Here is a 14,378-nt window from a genome sequence, read left to right as displayed (position 1 = left end):
CCTCTCTGTTGCCTATTTGTTCTCATATTTGCATCGCATTGTAAAGAACATTTTAAGAACATCCTGATTGTTCACCCGACAGAGATCAGTCGAATCGCCTTGTCCTGCTGCATAAGCCACATCAGCATTCTGATCGCCCTGCCCCGATCGCCCGTCAGTTCCGGGTCCAGTTCCAACAATGCACGCGCATCACTACGGGCAAGCGCCATCAGGCCAGCTTGATGTTCCAGGTCACCAATTTGAAACCGGGGCAATCCGGATTGCGCGGTGCCGATCACGTCACCTGCCCCGCGCATCGCCAGATCGACCTCGGCAATCTGAAAGCCGTCATCGGTATCACGCAGGGTCGTCAGGCGACGTGCGCCGGTGTCGCCAAGCGGAGAATGGTACATCAGCAGACAGGTGGACGCACCTTTCCCCCGACCGACACGCCCACGCAGCTGATGCAACTGCGCCAGACCAAAGCTTTCGGCGCGCTCGATCACCATGATCGTGGCTTCGGGCACATCGACCCCGACCTCGATCACCGTGGTCGCCACCAGGATCGACGCGGCCCCACCGGCAAAGTCGGACATCGCCTGATCGCGAGCATCGGCCGGCATCTGCCCGTGCACCATACGCACCTGATCGCCGAACCGGGCACGCAAATACTGAAAGCGGGCCTCTGCTGCGGTCAGGTCACTGACCTCGCTTTCGTCGACCAGCGGGCAGACCCAATAGGCCCGTGCCCCTTGCTGCGTCGCGGCTTGCAGGCGCGCGACGACCTCTTCGAGGCGTTCATCGCTGATCATCACGGTGGTGATCAGCTGCCGCCCAGGCGGTTTTTCGTCCAGAACGGTCAGGTCGAGATCGCCATATTGGGTCAAAGACAATGATCGCGGGATCGGCGTCGCTGTCATGACCAACATGTCGGGCGGAGCATCGCCCTTTGCAGACAATTCCAGCCGTTGCGCGACACCAAAACGATGCTGTTCGTCGATGATCGCCAGACGCAGGTCATGAAACGCGACATCCTTCTGAAACACTGCATGGGTGCCGACCAGAATGTCGATTTCGCCGTTGCGCAGATCCTTCAACAGCTGCGCTCGCACGTCCCCCTTGTCGCGTCCGGTCAGCGTCGCAAGGCGTATGCCAGCGGCGCGGGCAAGCGGCTCTAGCGCCCTGCCGTGCTGCCGTGCCAGAATCTCGGTCGGGGCCATCAGAACCGCCTGCCCCCCCGCTTCGACTGCGATCAGCCCGGACAAAAACGCAACCAGCGTCTTTCCTACCCCCACATCACCTTGCAGCAAACGGTTCATCCGGAACTCGCTGGCCATATCGGCGGAAATCTCGGCGATTGCGCGGGATTGGGCATTGGTCGGGGGCCAGGGAAGGCTTTCAAGCACGGCTCGCTGCAATGTTTCGGTCCCCGCGCTTGGGCGGCCCCGGGCGCGGCGGCGGTCGCGGCGAACCAACGCCAAGGTCATCTGATGCGCCAGAAATTCATCATAGGCCAGTCGCGCGCGGGCTGGATGGTCCGGCGACAGATCCGCCGGTGATCCGGGCGCATGGGCGGCTTGCAATGCCTCTGTGAAATCCGGCCATCCGCGCTGCGCAAGGGTCTGGGGATCGATCCATTCCCCGAGCGGGGGCACAAGTTGCAGGGCCGCCTTGCTGGCCTTGGAAATCACCTTTTGGGTCAAGCCTGCGGACAGGTGATAAACGGGTTCGAAACCGGGGGGCAGTTCATCCTCGGGCAGAAGGATGTGATCGGGATGTGCGATCTGTGCATGGCCGTCGAACAGCTCGACCTTGCCGCTGATGATGCGGTCCTGTCCAATGGGAAGGCGTGCCTCGATCCAATCGCGCCGGGGGTGAAAAAACACCAATGTCAGATCATTTCCCTGCGCATCGCTGCAATGGACACGCCAGGGCCGTCCCCGCGAGCCCGGCGGAGAATGCCGATCAACCGTAATGGTGATGATGACGATCTCGGGCGCGACCGCATCACGAACCGAGGTGATCCGCCGCCGGACCGTGCCACTTGCCGGCAGGTTGAAGATCAGGTCACGAGGGCGTTCCAACCCCAACTGACCCAAAGCCGCCATGGCCTTGGGTCCGATTCCGGGCAGGGTTTCTGCCGAAGCAAAAAGCGGAAACAGTTCGGGTGGTCGCCCGCGCGGCGTTTTTACCTTGCCGAGATCTTCAGCCATTCGTCCTCATCAATGACTTTGACACCTAGATCCGCGGCCTTCTTGGCCTTACTGCCTGCGCCTGGTCCGGCAATCAGCAGATCGGTCTTGGCACTGACAGATCCGGCAACCTTGGCCCCCATGTCTTCAGCGCGGGCCTTGGCTTCGGCGCGGGTCATCTTTTCAAGCGTGCCGGTAAAGACCAGGGTCATTCCACTGATCTCTGTCTTTTGCCGGACCGAGCTGTCATCAGGGAGAACGCGCAACTCGGCAAGCAAACGGTCGATACTGGCGCGCTCGGCCTCTTGTTGGAACGTTGTGACCAGGGACATCACAAGGGCCGATCCAACCCCGTCAATGCCGGTCAGCTCTGACCAGTTCGGGCTTTGCTCGCTCATGCTGCGCCGGCTTTTTTCATCATCTGCGGCAAAGGCCGGCTCAGTCGCTGCGCCATCGACAGCTGCTAGCAGCATCTCCCAATTGCCGAAATGACGGGCCAGTGTCGCGGCTGCGACTTCTCCGACATGTCGGATTCCAAGCGCGAATATCAGGCGTTTCAGCGCCACCTCACGGGCATTTTCGATGGCGTTGAACAGCTTTTCCACGGATTTCTCGCCAAAGCCGTCACGGTTCCTGAGCTTGGCAATCGGGCTGTCCGCATCGCGGCGCGCGAGGGTAAATATATCCGCCGGTTCGCGGATGGACAGGGTTGGATCGTCAAAGAACATCTCGATCTGGCGCGCCCCAAGGCCGTCTATATCGAAAGCCGAGCGGCCCACGAAATGTTTCAGCTTTTCAATTGCCTGCGCTGGACAGATCAGACCTCCGGAACATCGACGCACAGAGTCGCCCGGTTCACGGATCGCATCAGAGCCGCATTCTGGGCAGGTTTGCGGGAACTGATAGGGCTGGCTGTCCGCCGGTCGGCGAGACAGATCGACATCGGCGATCTTGGGAATCACATCTCCGGCCCGATACACCTTGACCCAGTCGCCTTCACGAATGTCTCGACCCTCACGGATCAAGGCACCGTTGCTATCTTGTCCGGCGATGTAATCTTCATTGTGCAACGTGGCGTTGGAAACAACCACGCCGCCGACTGTCACCGGTTCCAGTCGCGCAACCGGGGACAACGCACCCGTGCGTCCGACCTGGATTTCAATTCGCTGCAATCGGGTCCATGCGGTTTCGGCGGGAAACTTGTGCGCAAGCGCCCAACGTGGCGTCGTCGAACGAAAGCCCAGACGCGTCTGAAATCCAAGATCGTTGACCTTATAAACCACGCCGTCGATATCATAGCCCAAGGTTGCGCGCTGCTGTTCAATATCGGCCCATGCCGCAACCAGTTCCTTGGCGTTTGTGCAAATCCGGGTCAGTGGATTGGTCCGAAATCCAAGTTCCTTCAAACGTTCGCCCGCTTGCATCTGTGTCTGACCAAGCGGCGCCGTCAATTCGCCCCAGCTATAAGCAAAGAACATCAGCGGCCGTCTTGCCGTGATCGAGGCATCCAACTGGCGCAGCGAACCCGCGGCTGCGTTGCGTGGATTGGCAAAGACCTTGCCTCCGACCTGGGCGTTCAGTCGCGCAAAATCATCATGCGACATGTAGACTTCGCCCCGGATCTCGACGATGCCCGGCAGGTCGATGGCCAGGCGTTCGGGGATGTCGTCGATCACCCTTGCATTGGCTGTCACGTTCTCGCCAACCGAGCCATCGCCCCGGGTCGCGGCCTGCACCAGACGACCATCCTCGTAACGCAGCGAAAGTGAAAGCCCGTCGATCTTTGGTTCGGCAGTGAATTCCAGGGGCGCAGCGTCGTCAAGATTCAGGAAGTTGCGGATCCGGGCAACGAAATCATCGACATCCTCTTGGCTGAATGCATTCCCCAGCGACATCATCCGTTGAGCATGGGCCACCTTCGAGAAACCTTCGGCCGGTGCCGCGCCAATTCTGGCTGTCGGGCTGTCGGCCGACGCCAGTTCGGGAAAGCGCGCCTCAAGCCGGGCAAGGTCCGATTTCATCCGGTCATAGTCCGCATCGCTGATTTGCGGGGCATCCCGACCATGATATTCGTCATTCGCCCGCGACACCCGATCAGACAATGCCGCAATCAGGCGTGCCGCCATGTCCTGCTCGATGCTTGACAGGTCTTCGGGAACCGTCAAATCCAGAGAGCCATTTTTCTGAGTCATCGATCTACCTGTCTTCTCGTCTGTCAGCCCATGAGGCGCGATATCAGCGGGCCAGCCGCCTTGCCTTTTCAGGTCAGATGTCGCCCAGATAGCGGTAAGGCACAAGCCATTTGCATCCAGGAACAAGGTCATCCGGGGCGATCGTCAGATCAGTTGATCGATCCTGGAACGATGTTGCCGGGGCATCTTGGCAAATCCAAGCCCTTGCGGCTGCAACCTGCTTCACCTACATCTGAACAGGAAGGAAAAAGGACTGCGTAATGGCCATCGAAGCTCATGAAATCGAAGCCCTTATCCGTGCGGCATTCCCGGATGCGGAGATTACGATCACCGATCTGGCTGGCGACGGAAATCACTATGCCGCCGAGGTGATCGACGAGAGCTTTCGTGGCAAGAACCGTGTGCAGCAACAGCGTGCAGTATATGCGGCGCTGCAAGGAAAAATGGATGGCCCAAGCGGCGATCTGCATGCGCTGGCACTGACGACAAAGGCCCCGGAATAACCGGCGTCCCGCGCAGGCTGCGCACAGACATAAGGTCCGACTTGGGGCGGACCAGAATCCGAAAAGGACTCAGGTTATGAGCGATGTGAAAGCCCAGATTCAGGAAATGGTCGATGCCAGCGACGTGGTGTTGTTCATGAAGGGCACCAAGGAAATGCCGCAATGCGGATTTTCCAGCCGGGTTGCCGGTGTTCTGAATTACATGGGTGTCAATTACAGTGACATCAACGTCCTGTCCGACAATGACTTGCGTCAGGGCATCAAGGATTACTCGGATTGGCCAACCATTCCGCAGCTTTATGTCAAAGGCGAGTTCGTGGGTGGCTGCGACATCATCACCGAAATGACCCTGTCGGGTGAGTTGGACCAGCTGTTTGAACAGAACGGCGTCAGTTATGACAAGGAAGCCGCAAACAAGATCCGCGAAGCCAACGCCTGATCTGTTTCGCCGCTGGAATAGGATGGCGCGTCCCGACCTGCGGGACGCGCCATTTCTGTTTGGCATCAGCAAACCGACAATCACCTTTGACCTGTTCGCACAACGCCCGTAACCTTCCTGAATAATAAGGGAGGTCTATATGAAAATTCTTGCTAAGCTCGCCGGGGTCGCGTTCGGTGCGGCATTTGCGATGGGTCCGGTTTCGGCATCTGCGCAACAGTTCATCAATATCCTGACCGGCGGAACATCCGGCGTTTACTATCCGGTCGGGGGGGCGCTTTCGAAGATCTATTCCGACGCGATCCCCGATGCGAAAGTGCAGGTTCAGTCCACGAAAGCCAGCGTTGAAAACCTGAACCTCTTGCAGCAAGGCAAGGGCGAGATCGGCATCGCCTTGGGGGATTCGGTCAAATTCGCCGGTGAAGGCAATCCCGAGGCCGGTTTTCCCCAGCCGCTTGAGAAGCTGCGCGGAATCTCTGCGATGTATCCGAACTTTATCCAGATCGTCGCCAGCGAGGAATCCGGCATCACCTCATTGGAGGACCTGAAAGGCAAGGCACTGTCAGTTGGCGCCCCGAAATCCGGAACTGAACTGAATGCCCGCGCCATTCTTGCCGCGGCTGGAATGTCCTATGATGATCTTGGAAAAGTCGAGTTTCTGCCATTCGCGGAATCAGTCGAGCTGATGAAAAACCGTCAGCTGGACGCCACGCTGCAATCCGCCGGGCTGGGCGTCGCTTCGCTCAAGGATCTTTCGACATCGATTCCGATCTCGGTCGTGTCCATCCCAGATGAAATCGCCGGAAAGCTTGGGGCGCCTTATATCGCGGAAACGATCCCGGCCAACACTTATGACGGGCAGACCGAAGATGTGGCGACCGTTGCCGTCATCAATTTCCTGGTCAGTTCGCAGGATGTCAGCGACGATCTGGCCTATCAGATGACCAAGCTGATGTATGAAAACCTTGATACGCTCAAGGCTGCGCATGCTGCCACATCAAGCATCGAGGTCGAGAACGCACTGACCGGTATGCCCATTCCCGTGCATCCTGGCGCACAACGCTATTACGACGAGGTCGGTGTCGCGGCAAAATAGCGCCTTCAGGCAAGGGAAACCCAACATCAGGCCGGGGTCTGCGGACCCCGGCAGTTCGCCACAATGCGGAAAACCGTCATGACTCAAGCGCAGCATCCCGCCCCGGCCGACACCCCCGATCTGGGGCTGCATGACCCGTTGGCAGACAGCTTTCCCGGGGGGCGTGAAGGCAGGCTGCTTTACTGGATCGCGGTGGCGTTCTCATTGTATCAGATCGCCATTGCGGCCCATATCGTCAACCTGAACAGTCAGATCCAGCGTGCCTTGCATCTGGGATTCCTGATATTGCTGTGCTTTCCATTGTTGGCGGCGCTGCGTGGAAAAGGGCGCGGGGCGAAGATCCTGTCCTGGACCCTTGGCGTTCTTGGTGTGATCGTTGCGGCCTATCAATGGGCCGAATATGTGCCGCTGATGATGCGCTCGGGCATGCTGAACCAGACGGATGTCATCATCGGCGTCATTGCATTGATCACGACATTTGCGGCCGCCTATGTAGTCATGGGACCGGCCCTGCCGATCGTTGCCGGCCTGTTTCTTGTCTATGCCCTGTTTGGCCAGTATTTTCCCGGTCCGCTGGTAACGCGCGGCTACGATTTTTCCCAGGTCGTCGAACAGATGAGCTTTGGCACCGAAGGCATATACGGCACGCCTCTTTATGTGTCCGCGACCTATATCTTCCTGTTCATCCTGTTCGGCTCCTTTCTTGAAAAGGCGGGGATGATCAAGCTGTTTACCGATGTCTCGCTTGGGCTGGTCGGGCACCGGATGGGCGGCGCCGCAAAGGTTTCGGTTGTCAGTTCGGGCCTTATGGGAACGATTTCCGGTTCAGGGGTCGCGAATGTGGTCACGACCGGCCAATTCACCATACCACTGATGAAAAGCTTTGGTTACCGGCCCGCCTTTGCCGGCGGGGTCGAGGCCACGGCCTCGATGGGGGGGCAGATCATGCCCCCGGTCATGGGGGCCGTCGCCTTTATCATGGCTGAAACACTTGGGGTCGCCTATCTCGAGGTCGTCAGAGCCGCGATCATCCCTGCCTTGCTTTACTTCGCCAGCGCATTCTGGATGGTTCACCTTGAAGCCGGGCGGCGCAATTTGCGTGGGATGGACAAGGACAAGCTGCCCTCAGCCCGACTTGCCCTGCGTGAAGGGTGGTTTTTGATCCTGCCACTGGCGGTGCTGGTCTATCTGCTGTTCTCTGGCTATACACCCTTGTTTGCCGGTACGATCGGCCTCGCCCTGACGATCATGCTGATCCTGGGTGCCTCGGCCGTTTTGGGGCTGCCGCAAGGGGTGCTGCGGATTATCTTCTGGATCGGCCTCGCCCTGATCGCCGCCAGTTTCCTTGAGTTCGGCAACAACGCCCTGTGGTTTGCAATCGCGATATTGCTGATCTGGAATGCCGCAAGGTCCGGGGGGCGCGAAACGATCCGTCAGGTCATCGACAGTCTGGCCGAGGGGGCCAAGACCGCCCTGCCCGTCGGCATTGCCTGCGCATTGGTCGGGGTCATCATTGCCACAATGACCCTGACTGGCGCAGCCAATACCTTTGGCTTGTATATCGTCTCGGTCGGCAAGGACAGTCTGATCCTGTCTCTCGTGCTGACCATGATCACCTGTATCGTGCTGGGTATGGGGATCCCGACGATTCCGAACTATATCATCACCTCGACCATTGCGGCCCCCGCGCTGCTGGAACTGGGCGTGCCGCTGATCGTCAGCCATATGTTCGTTTTCTATTTCGGCATTCTGGCGGACCTGACACCACCGGTTGCTCTGGCCTGTTTCGCCGCTGCGCCGATCGCCAAGGAAAATGGCCTCAGGATCAGCTTCGAGGCCCTCAAGGTCGCGGCAGCAGGCTTCGTGATACCCTATATGGCCGTCTATACGCCCGCCTTGATGCTGCAGGATGGGGGACCGCTGGCGGTGTCTGTCGGCTATGCACCTGCTGTCGCCTATATCGTGCTGAAATGCGTTCTGGCGATCGGTTTGTGGGGCTTGACCGTCATTGGCTGGTTCGCCCGCCCGCTTGCGCTGTGGGAACGTATTCTGACGGCGGCTGCGGCCTTTCTGCTGATTGCCGCCCTGCCGTTCAGTGATCAGGCGGGATGGGCGCTGACTGTGCTGTTCGGGGTGGTCTGGTGGATGCGCAGGCCCGTATGAGCAACTGCCTTCTTGTAGGTGCGGCGATCCTGACATTGGGACGCCCCGAATTCCAGCTGCATTGGCAGCATTCCGTCGAGCATGTTCAATGGCAGGAAAATTGGCAGATCGTCGATTCACATCTGGTTCTGCAAGAAGCATCAGTCAAGGGTTCTGGCGCGGGCATGGATCCCGGACCCGGTGCGGTTTTGCGAAACGGCTGGTGGCATTGGACACCCGATCTGCCGCCGCAATCCGAATTGGTTCTTGCAGCCAGCGGCGCGACTGATGGCGGCTGGACAATCTGTGACAATCTTGAATGCCACGAATTCGGCCAGGATGCGGGTGCCCCTTTGCTGTTGCGTCCATGCCCGAGCCATTCTCCGCCGAACTGACAGCGCAGATTGCAATCACCCTTCGGGAATGTGATGATCGGTGCATGTCAGTCGCTGCAAGCTTTGAATTTCTGGTGCTGGAGAAAGATCACTTCGTCGCTGCCGATATGCAGGGCGGGCTGGCTGCTGCAATGCCGGGATGCACGGTGCTGCACTTCCTGAAGGTCAAGGATGTCATCGATCACATTCGAACCTCTGCGCCGTTGTCACCCAAGCGACATGTGTTCGTGACCAAACTCGGCGTGGAACAGATTGACGCGCTGGATTTCGCGTTGCCAGCGGGCGTCACACCCCCGGCGATCGTCACGCGGATGGGTGATGACCCGGATACCATACCGGCCCGACCCGGCTGGTTCAGCCTGCCATCACCTTTCACTCAAGAGGATCTGCATCTGCTTGCGCGACATTTGCTAGCGCAGAACGCGGCAGCCTGACGGGCAGCCGATCTCACAGCTCGGTATGGCGATCGGGATCCTCGCGCCGTGACCCCAGTTTGGATGCCAAGGCAAGCCCGATGACAAAGGCTCCGGCCAATTTGGCCATGCTGCCAGCATTTGAATTTGCCGCCCGCGACGTCGCTGCTGCTGCCTGGTCCATTCGTTCTTGAGCCGCGCGCAAGTTCTCTTCCGTCAAACCGCTGCGTTCAGCCGCATCGCGTGCGACATCCTGTGCGCGGCGCTCGGCACTACTGGCACGCAGGCCCACATTCCCCATGACCGAACGCGCCTTGTGCTCTGCCATTCCGGCAAAGCGCATGGCTTCGGCGCGGGCACGATCTACCGCCGCGTCCGCCGCCATATTGACCCTTGCCTCGACTTCGCGGCGCAAATCATCGCTGGTTGGCATTCTGTGTCGGGGCTTGGACGCAAGCAGAAAGGCAATCAGGCCCAGAAAAACAAAGGCCCCGCCAACGATCAGCGACGCAATTGTCGGACCCAGCCCCAAGCCCGTTGCAAGCCAAGACCACAAGGAGGCGATCAAAAACCCGGCGCCGATCACGACCAGCGCGCCCGCGGCAACTTTCATCCCCGAGCGGCGCGCCGTGTCACCCAGCGCCAATTGCAGGCGTCGCGCATAGTCAAACATCAACAGCGCCCTTATCGACGAGCCAGAATCAAGCCGGCCAGAAAACCGATCCCGGCTGCAATTCCAAGCGACTGCACCGGATTTCGGCGAACCGCTTCGGCCAGGTCATCGTAGCGCGCCCCTGCGTAATGCGCCGCCTGATCCGCCTGTTGTTGCCCGGCAGCATACAGCCGTTCGGCCTCTTGTTGCGCCCGATCAGCATATTCGCTGCCTTTCTCACGCGCACGATCTGAATATTCCCGTCCGGTTTCCCGCGCCTTGTTGGCAAACTCGGTGCCGCGTTCCTTCAGCCGGTCCATCCCGGAATTGTCAGCCAGGTTTTCGGCCGTGGCCTTGATCTCATCGGCAATATTCTTGGCGCCGTCATCCAGGTCACGCTGCGCTTCTGCTGCGGCATCCTTGACGTCACGCTTGGCTTGTTCCGTCGTGGCTTTCGTCTGCGCCATGGGAATTTCCTTTCCTCAAGACTTTGATTCGTTTCAGGCATTACAACCCGAACCGATGACAGATCGTTCCATTGACCGAAAAAATTCGGCAAACGTACCAACATTATTCCGAAACATTAGCGCGACACCGAAAAATCACAATGGCCAAGCATCTGTTTAGAAAGCCATGTGTTTTCTGTCTGAGTGGTACCGCCTCCCCGGCTTGAACGGGGGACCTCTAGATCCACAATCTAGCGCTCTAACCAACTGAGCTAAGGCGGCACGGATGCGTTCTTTAAAGCGACCGCGAACGGGTTGCAAGCCCGACTTGCCGTAAATCTCGTCTCAAGTTACAGAAAGCGACATTCCAACCAAGGATCACAATGTGAGCATCAACAGCGAAAGCAATATTTCGGCGAATTTGCAGGTCGGACCGACCGACCAGGGTATGATTCGAATTTATGTCGAGGCCGAAGGTGTCGATTTGCCCCTGGATTTCGACCCCGAAGAAGCAACCGAAATTGCCGAAGAACTCATGGCAGCTGTGGAGGCGGTCAAGAGCATGGGCAAGAAGGGTGGCAAACCTAGACCTCCGCGCCGTTAAACGAATCAGGATCGGTCAAGACCTGAAGGCGCGCGATCGAAGCCCGGGCGATTTGCCGGGTCAGCTTGTTGCGTCTTCCCGGTGCAAGTCGCCTTTCTTCAGGCATCCTGATGATGTCCGCACCATAAGCATCGGCGAGGATCAGCCCAGAGCATTCTGGCAGCACCTCGCTGGGAAAGCCCGCGTCAACCGCCCAGAAATAGCGGTCGCACCATTCAAGATAACCCTGCCATTTCCTGTCACTGACAAAATCGGCACGGCTGCTTTTGCATTCCACAACCCAGATTTCCCCCTTGGGGCCGATTGAAACCACATCAACACGCAGGCCTCGGGTGGGCACAAATTCCGTCATCGGCGAATGATCAAGACTGCGCAGCATCCGCAGGACGCCCCGCGCCAGCATATGCCCGGGCTTTATCGGTGGGTGATCAGAGTGACACAGCATGGTCAATTCTAGAACATTTCAAGAACATTCTGCAAGATGTGACATACGCCATTTTTTCACCTGACCACTTGTCAGAATGCATGGCGCCACCTATCTGTCGTCACCGGCGGGTTTCTGCTCTTCTCGCGTGGGGCCATTTTTCCACTGGCCTATAACTTTTCCGAGGGGGCTGGCTCTGTCGAGGCCCTGGTCTCGTTACCTGGCGCCCACCTGGTACTCCAGGCTTTCGGGAAATCTTGCGCCGCCGCGGTCGCTGCGGTTCCCGCCACCTTTAAACAGGCCGCCTTCGTGAATGCCACAAGGCGGCCTGTTTGCGCCAAAGAAAAAGGGCGGGATCAACCCCGCCCCTTCTGTTCCCATACGCGAATTGCGCCTCAGAAGCCGTAGACCACAGCCACACCCAAGGTGTTGTCGGTGCGGATTGCGCGATCTGACTGGTATTCGGTCAGATAGCTGACGCGGGTCGAGATGCGATCGCTCATGCGGACATTGACGCCGAATTCGTTGGTGATCACGTCATTGACATCCGAGGTCAGGTAGTCGGTATCGTTGGTCAGGAAGACGTTGTCATTGACCTTGTGATAGAAGCGCGATGACAGGATATAGCCGACATCGGTATCGGAATCATCGGTCCGGTACTGCTCGCCGGTCTGGGTGTAACGAACCCCGAGACCACCCTGAACACGCCATGCTGTCGTATCGGTGTTGATCACGCGGTAACCCGGACCAAAGCCAAGGTAGCCATCAAGACGCAGATCCAGATCTTCGTCGGTGTCGCGAACGGATTCGTCCGAGTTGTCAAACCCGTCTACCAGACCATCAACCGTGAAACGGCCCAAGGCAAAGGCATAGAAGCGGTCGTTGAAGTAATACTGAGCGTCATAGATGACGTTGGTTTCTTCCGTATCGGTGTTGCCGTCGTCGTCTTCGCCATACTCAAGCGACATGCCGAGGGTCTGGGCAATCGGACCGGTGTTGTAGGAAACACGTCCCGCAAGGGTAAAGTCCTGATTCTCGATATTGCCGGTGCGACCGGTATAGGCCAGCGACATCGAGCCCGACAAACCTTGACGGCGATCAGCGGGACCAAAGCGGTCAGAATCGGACGAACGGTCGAAATTGTCCTGAACATCGTCTTCGATATCCGAGATGCGATCCTCGACATCGGACACACCAGCTGCATTTGCGCCCGTCGCAATTTCGGTCTGTGCAAATGCGGGAACCGACAGGGCGGCCAGAATGGCGGCGGTGCCGGACAGGAGAGCAATTTTCTTCATCATTAATCCTCAACGCTGAGTTTCATTGTCTGCCCCGTATGAGCCAGAGCATCTCTGCAAGGATTAGATAGCCCCTTAGTTTTTCGGATCCCAGAGCCGGCGCGACACAAGCCGGGATCCCGAAAATGTGAAATTTCGTGCACATCGCTAACGGAAGCGAAAATCCGCTGAAACAAAGCCGTGAACGTAAAATATGGAACCCATGATCCAAGCCTCAAATTCCGCGACGGGCAGCTGCGCAAGCGCCCGCAACGGCTGACGGCCCGCACCAAAATTTTACCTCTGATTGAAACAATCCGGTTACTGATCAAGAATTAGGCACTCAAGAACGCTCAAAACCTCGGCGCATTTGTTGCCTATTTGCCACGCGAAGATGTAAAAAAACATCCACCCAAGCAGCCGTTCAGATACAATTTCATCGGTCCGGTGCGTATCGTCACCTTGCCGTCGCGACATCGCAGCTTGAAGCTATCGCAAAGAAAAGGGCCGCCGAGATGCGCAGATTTGCATCACATCAGCGGCCCGAACCTCGTCGGATTTCAAGAGCGAAGAAGCTGAAACTACGCTTTGAACGCGTCTGCGCGCATTTCACGCGCCATGTGGTCAAGCACCGCATTCACGAATTTCGGCTCACGCCCATCGGGAAAGAATGCCTCGGACAAGCGGACATATTCTGCGATCACCACCTTCGGCGGCGTCTTCGGGGTGACCAGCTCCGCGCCCGCAGCCCGGAACAGGGCCCGCAGAACCGGATCGATCCGGTCAATCGGCCATTTGGCAACCAATGCACGATCCGTTGCCTGGTCGATGCGGGACTGCCAGGTCACCGCGTCATCGACGATACGCCCGAACAGGCGTTCATCGGCATCAGCCGATCGACCATCTTCATGCTCGGCGCCAATCCGATAGGTCAGGAACTCTTGCTGGATGCGGTCTGCGCCTTGTGACGATGCTTCCATCTGGAACAACGCCTGAACCGCATAGAGCCGCGCAGCGGCACTGAGGGCACGACGATCGGGTTTCGGGGCCATGCCCATTTCATTGGTTCCCTGACTCATGTCCTGTTCTGCCCTTCAAGTTGACCGGCCAGGCGAATGAGGTCGCGTTCCTGCGGGGGTTTGTCATCCGGTGCCGTGGCCCATTTGCGCGCCAAGGCCACCAGATGCAGTGCCGCAGCCGCAGCGCCAGCGCCCTTGTTCTGGCCTTCGGGGTCGGCGCGGGTTTCGGCCTGTTCCATGTTTTCGACGGTCAGGATCCCGTTTCCGATGCAAACGCCCTGTAATCCCAACAAGGTCAACCCGCGCGAGCTGTCATTGCAGACCGTATCGTAATGTGTCGTTTCGCCACGGATCACGCAGCCAAGCGCGACATAGCCGTCGAAATGACCGTGACGCGATGCCAGCGCGACAGCGCCTGGAATTTCAAGCGCGCCGGGCACCTCGACAACTTCCAGAGTCGCACCGGTTTCGGCCGCAACCTGGCGCACGCCGGCCAACAAGCCATCGGCAATCGTGCGATAATAAGGGGCGACGACAGCCAGCAAGCGGACTGGCGCGTCAAATTCTGGCAAATCCAGCTGGTGATGCGAAACGTTCGAGACCAT

The 14,378-nt window shown here is 58.4% G+C and carries 15 protein-coding genes and 1 tRNA gene; 7 read left to right on the top strand and 9 right to left on the bottom strand.

What is annotated here, in order from left to right; genetic code table 11:
- Window positions 1-71: 71 nt before the first annotated feature.
- The gene (gene recG / locus PAF17_RS13710; RefSeq protein ID WP_271889667.1) at window positions 72-2,192 is read right to left on the bottom strand and encodes an ATP-dependent DNA helicase RecG; all 2,121 of its coding nucleotides are present in this window, start codon (window positions 2,190-2,192) and stop codon (window positions 72-74) included.
- Window positions 2,168-4,363 carry an NAD-dependent DNA ligase LigA gene (gene ligA / locus PAF17_RS13705; RefSeq protein ID WP_408636425.1) on the bottom strand — a complete coding sequence of 732 codons (2,196 nt, stop codon included), beginning with the start codon at window positions 4,361-4,363 and terminating at the stop codon, window positions 2,168-2,170. Before ligA ends, recG begins: the two co-directional genes overlap by 25 nt.
- A 260-nt stretch (window positions 4,364-4,623) precedes the next feature.
- On the opposite strand from ligA, the gene PAF17_RS13700 reads away from it, so the two are divergent.
- The 6 genes from PAF17_RS13700 to PAF17_RS13675 all read left to right on the top strand — a co-directional run bounded on the left by PAF17_RS13700 (window position 4,624) and on the right by PAF17_RS13675 (window position 9,372).
- On the top strand, window positions 4,624-4,866 hold the full coding sequence (locus PAF17_RS13700) for a BolA family transcriptional regulator (protein ID WP_271889666.1): 243 nt from the start codon (window positions 4,624-4,626) through the stop codon (window positions 4,864-4,866).
- 76 nt (window positions 4,867-4,942) lie between these two features.
- On the top strand, window positions 4,943-5,305 hold the full coding sequence (gene grxD / locus PAF17_RS13695) for a Grx4 family monothiol glutaredoxin (RefSeq protein WP_271889665.1): 363 nt from the start codon (window positions 4,943-4,945) through the stop codon (window positions 5,303-5,305).
- Between the two features lie 139 nt (window positions 5,306-5,444).
- Window positions 5,445-6,401, top strand: coding sequence for a TAXI family TRAP transporter solute-binding subunit (locus PAF17_RS13690; protein ID WP_271889664.1), 957 nt, complete (start codon window positions 5,445-5,447; stop codon window positions 6,399-6,401).
- Window positions 6,402-6,479: 78 nt separating this feature from the next.
- Complete coding sequence (locus PAF17_RS13685; protein WP_271889663.1) at window positions 6,480-8,564, top strand: TRAP transporter permease; 2,085 nt, start codon at window positions 6,480-6,482, stop codon at window positions 8,562-8,564.
- Window positions 8,561-8,938, top strand: a complete 378-nt coding sequence (locus PAF17_RS13680; RefSeq protein ID WP_271889662.1) for a DUF1850 domain-containing protein — start codon at window positions 8,561-8,563, stop codon at window positions 8,936-8,938. The genes PAF17_RS13685 and PAF17_RS13680 overlap by 4 nt, the downstream gene beginning before the upstream one ends.
- Before the next feature lie 44 nt (window positions 8,939-8,982).
- The gene (locus PAF17_RS13675) at window positions 8,983-9,372 is read left to right on the top strand and encodes a hypothetical protein (protein WP_271889661.1); all 390 of its coding nucleotides are present in this window, start codon (window positions 8,983-8,985) and stop codon (window positions 9,370-9,372) included.
- Between the two features lie 13 nt (window positions 9,373-9,385).
- On the opposite strand, the gene PAF17_RS13670 is transcribed toward PAF17_RS13675, so the two are convergent.
- From PAF17_RS13670 to PAF17_RS13660, 3 genes are all read right to left on the bottom strand, one after another.
- Window positions 9,386-10,024: a phage holin family protein gene (locus tag PAF17_RS13670; RefSeq protein ID WP_271889660.1), complete on the bottom strand. Its 639-nt coding sequence runs from the start codon at window positions 10,022-10,024 to the stop codon at window positions 9,386-9,388.
- An 11-nt stretch (window positions 10,025-10,035) separates the two neighbouring features.
- Window positions 10,036-10,470: a DUF883 family protein gene (locus tag PAF17_RS13665; protein ID WP_271889659.1), complete on the bottom strand. Its 435-nt coding sequence runs from the start codon at window positions 10,468-10,470 to the stop codon at window positions 10,036-10,038.
- Window positions 10,471-10,654: 184 nt separating this feature from the next.
- A tRNA-His gene (locus tag PAF17_RS13660) sits at window positions 10,655-10,731 on the bottom strand.
- Between the two features lie 103 nt (window positions 10,732-10,834).
- Between PAF17_RS13660 and PAF17_RS13655 the strand changes: the two genes are divergently transcribed.
- The gene (locus tag PAF17_RS13655) at window positions 10,835-11,053 is read left to right on the top strand and encodes a DUF6324 family protein (protein WP_271889658.1); all 219 of its coding nucleotides are present in this window, start codon (window positions 10,835-10,837) and stop codon (window positions 11,051-11,053) included.
- Here the strand turns inward: PAF17_RS13655 and PAF17_RS13650 are convergent.
- The 4 genes from PAF17_RS13650 to PAF17_RS13635 all read right to left on the bottom strand — a co-directional run bounded on the left by PAF17_RS13650 (window position 11,034) and on the right by PAF17_RS13635 (window position 14,378).
- Complete coding sequence (locus tag PAF17_RS13650; protein ID WP_271889657.1) at window positions 11,034-11,498, bottom strand: MmcB family DNA repair protein; 465 nt, start codon at window positions 11,496-11,498, stop codon at window positions 11,034-11,036. The genes PAF17_RS13655 and PAF17_RS13650 overlap by 20 nt on opposite strands.
- A 374-nt stretch (window positions 11,499-11,872) precedes the next feature.
- Window positions 11,873-12,775: a DUF481 domain-containing protein gene (locus tag PAF17_RS13645; RefSeq protein WP_271889656.1), complete on the bottom strand. Its 903-nt coding sequence runs from the start codon at window positions 12,773-12,775 to the stop codon at window positions 11,873-11,875.
- 560 nt (window positions 12,776-13,335) lie between these two features.
- Window positions 13,336-13,806, bottom strand: a complete 471-nt coding sequence (gene nusB / locus PAF17_RS13640) for a transcription antitermination factor NusB (RefSeq protein WP_408636427.1) — start codon at window positions 13,804-13,806, stop codon at window positions 13,336-13,338.
- Between the two features lie 23 nt (window positions 13,807-13,829).
- Complete coding sequence (locus PAF17_RS13635; protein ID WP_271889654.1) at window positions 13,830-14,378, bottom strand: 6,7-dimethyl-8-ribityllumazine synthase; 549 nt, start codon at window positions 14,376-14,378, stop codon at window positions 13,830-13,832.

Source organism: Paracoccus onchidii, from assembly GCF_028294535.1.
Classification (GTDB): domain Bacteria; phylum Pseudomonadota; class Alphaproteobacteria; order Rhodobacterales; family Rhodobacteraceae; genus Paracoccus; species Paracoccus onchidii.
Note: the sequence above shows the minus strand (reverse complement) of the source record. Positions and strands in the feature narration are given on the sequence as shown.

Excerpts from the sequence above, each read along its gene's own strand:
- recG (WP_271889667.1), bottom strand. The coding sequence starts at position 2,192 with ATGGCTGAAGATCTCGGCAAGGTAAAAACGCCGCGCGGGCGACCACCC.
- ligA (WP_408636425.1), bottom strand. The coding sequence starts at position 4,363 with ATGACTCAGAAAAATGGCTCTCTGGATTTGACGGTTCCCGAAGACCTG.
- PAF17_RS13700 (WP_271889666.1), top strand. The coding sequence starts at position 4,624 with ATGGCCATCGAAGCTCATGAAATCGAAGCCCTTATCCGTGCGGCATTC.
- grxD (WP_271889665.1), top strand. The coding sequence starts at position 4,943 with ATGAGCGATGTGAAAGCCCAGATTCAGGAAATGGTCGATGCCAGCGAC.
- PAF17_RS13690 (WP_271889664.1), top strand. The coding sequence starts at position 5,445 with ATGAAAATTCTTGCTAAGCTCGCCGGGGTCGCGTTCGGTGCGGCATTT.
- PAF17_RS13685 (WP_271889663.1), top strand. The coding sequence starts at position 6,480 with ATGACTCAAGCGCAGCATCCCGCCCCGGCCGACACCCCCGATCTGGGG.
- PAF17_RS13680 (WP_271889662.1), top strand. The coding sequence starts at position 8,561 with ATGAGCAACTGCCTTCTTGTAGGTGCGGCGATCCTGACATTGGGACGC.
- PAF17_RS13675 (WP_271889661.1), top strand. The coding sequence starts at position 8,983 with ATGTCAGTCGCTGCAAGCTTTGAATTTCTGGTGCTGGAGAAAGATCAC.
- PAF17_RS13670 (WP_271889660.1), bottom strand. The coding sequence starts at position 10,024 with ATGTTTGACTATGCGCGACGCCTGCAATTGGCGCTGGGTGACACGGCG.
- PAF17_RS13665 (WP_271889659.1), bottom strand. The coding sequence starts at position 10,470 with ATGGCGCAGACGAAAGCCACGACGGAACAAGCCAAGCGTGACGTCAAG.
- PAF17_RS13650 (WP_271889657.1), bottom strand. The coding sequence starts at position 11,498 with ATGCTGTGTCACTCTGATCACCCACCGATAAAGCCCGGGCATATGCTG.
- PAF17_RS13645 (WP_271889656.1), bottom strand. The coding sequence starts at position 12,775 with ATGAAGAAAATTGCTCTCCTGTCCGGCACCGCCGCCATTCTGGCCGCC.
- nusB (WP_408636427.1), bottom strand. The coding sequence starts at position 13,806 with ATGGCCCCGAAACCCGATCGTCGTGCCCTCAGTGCCGCTGCGCGGCTC.
- PAF17_RS13635 (WP_271889654.1), bottom strand. The coding sequence starts at position 14,378 with ATGGTCTCGAACGTTTCGCATCACCAGCTGGATTTGCCAGAATTTGAC.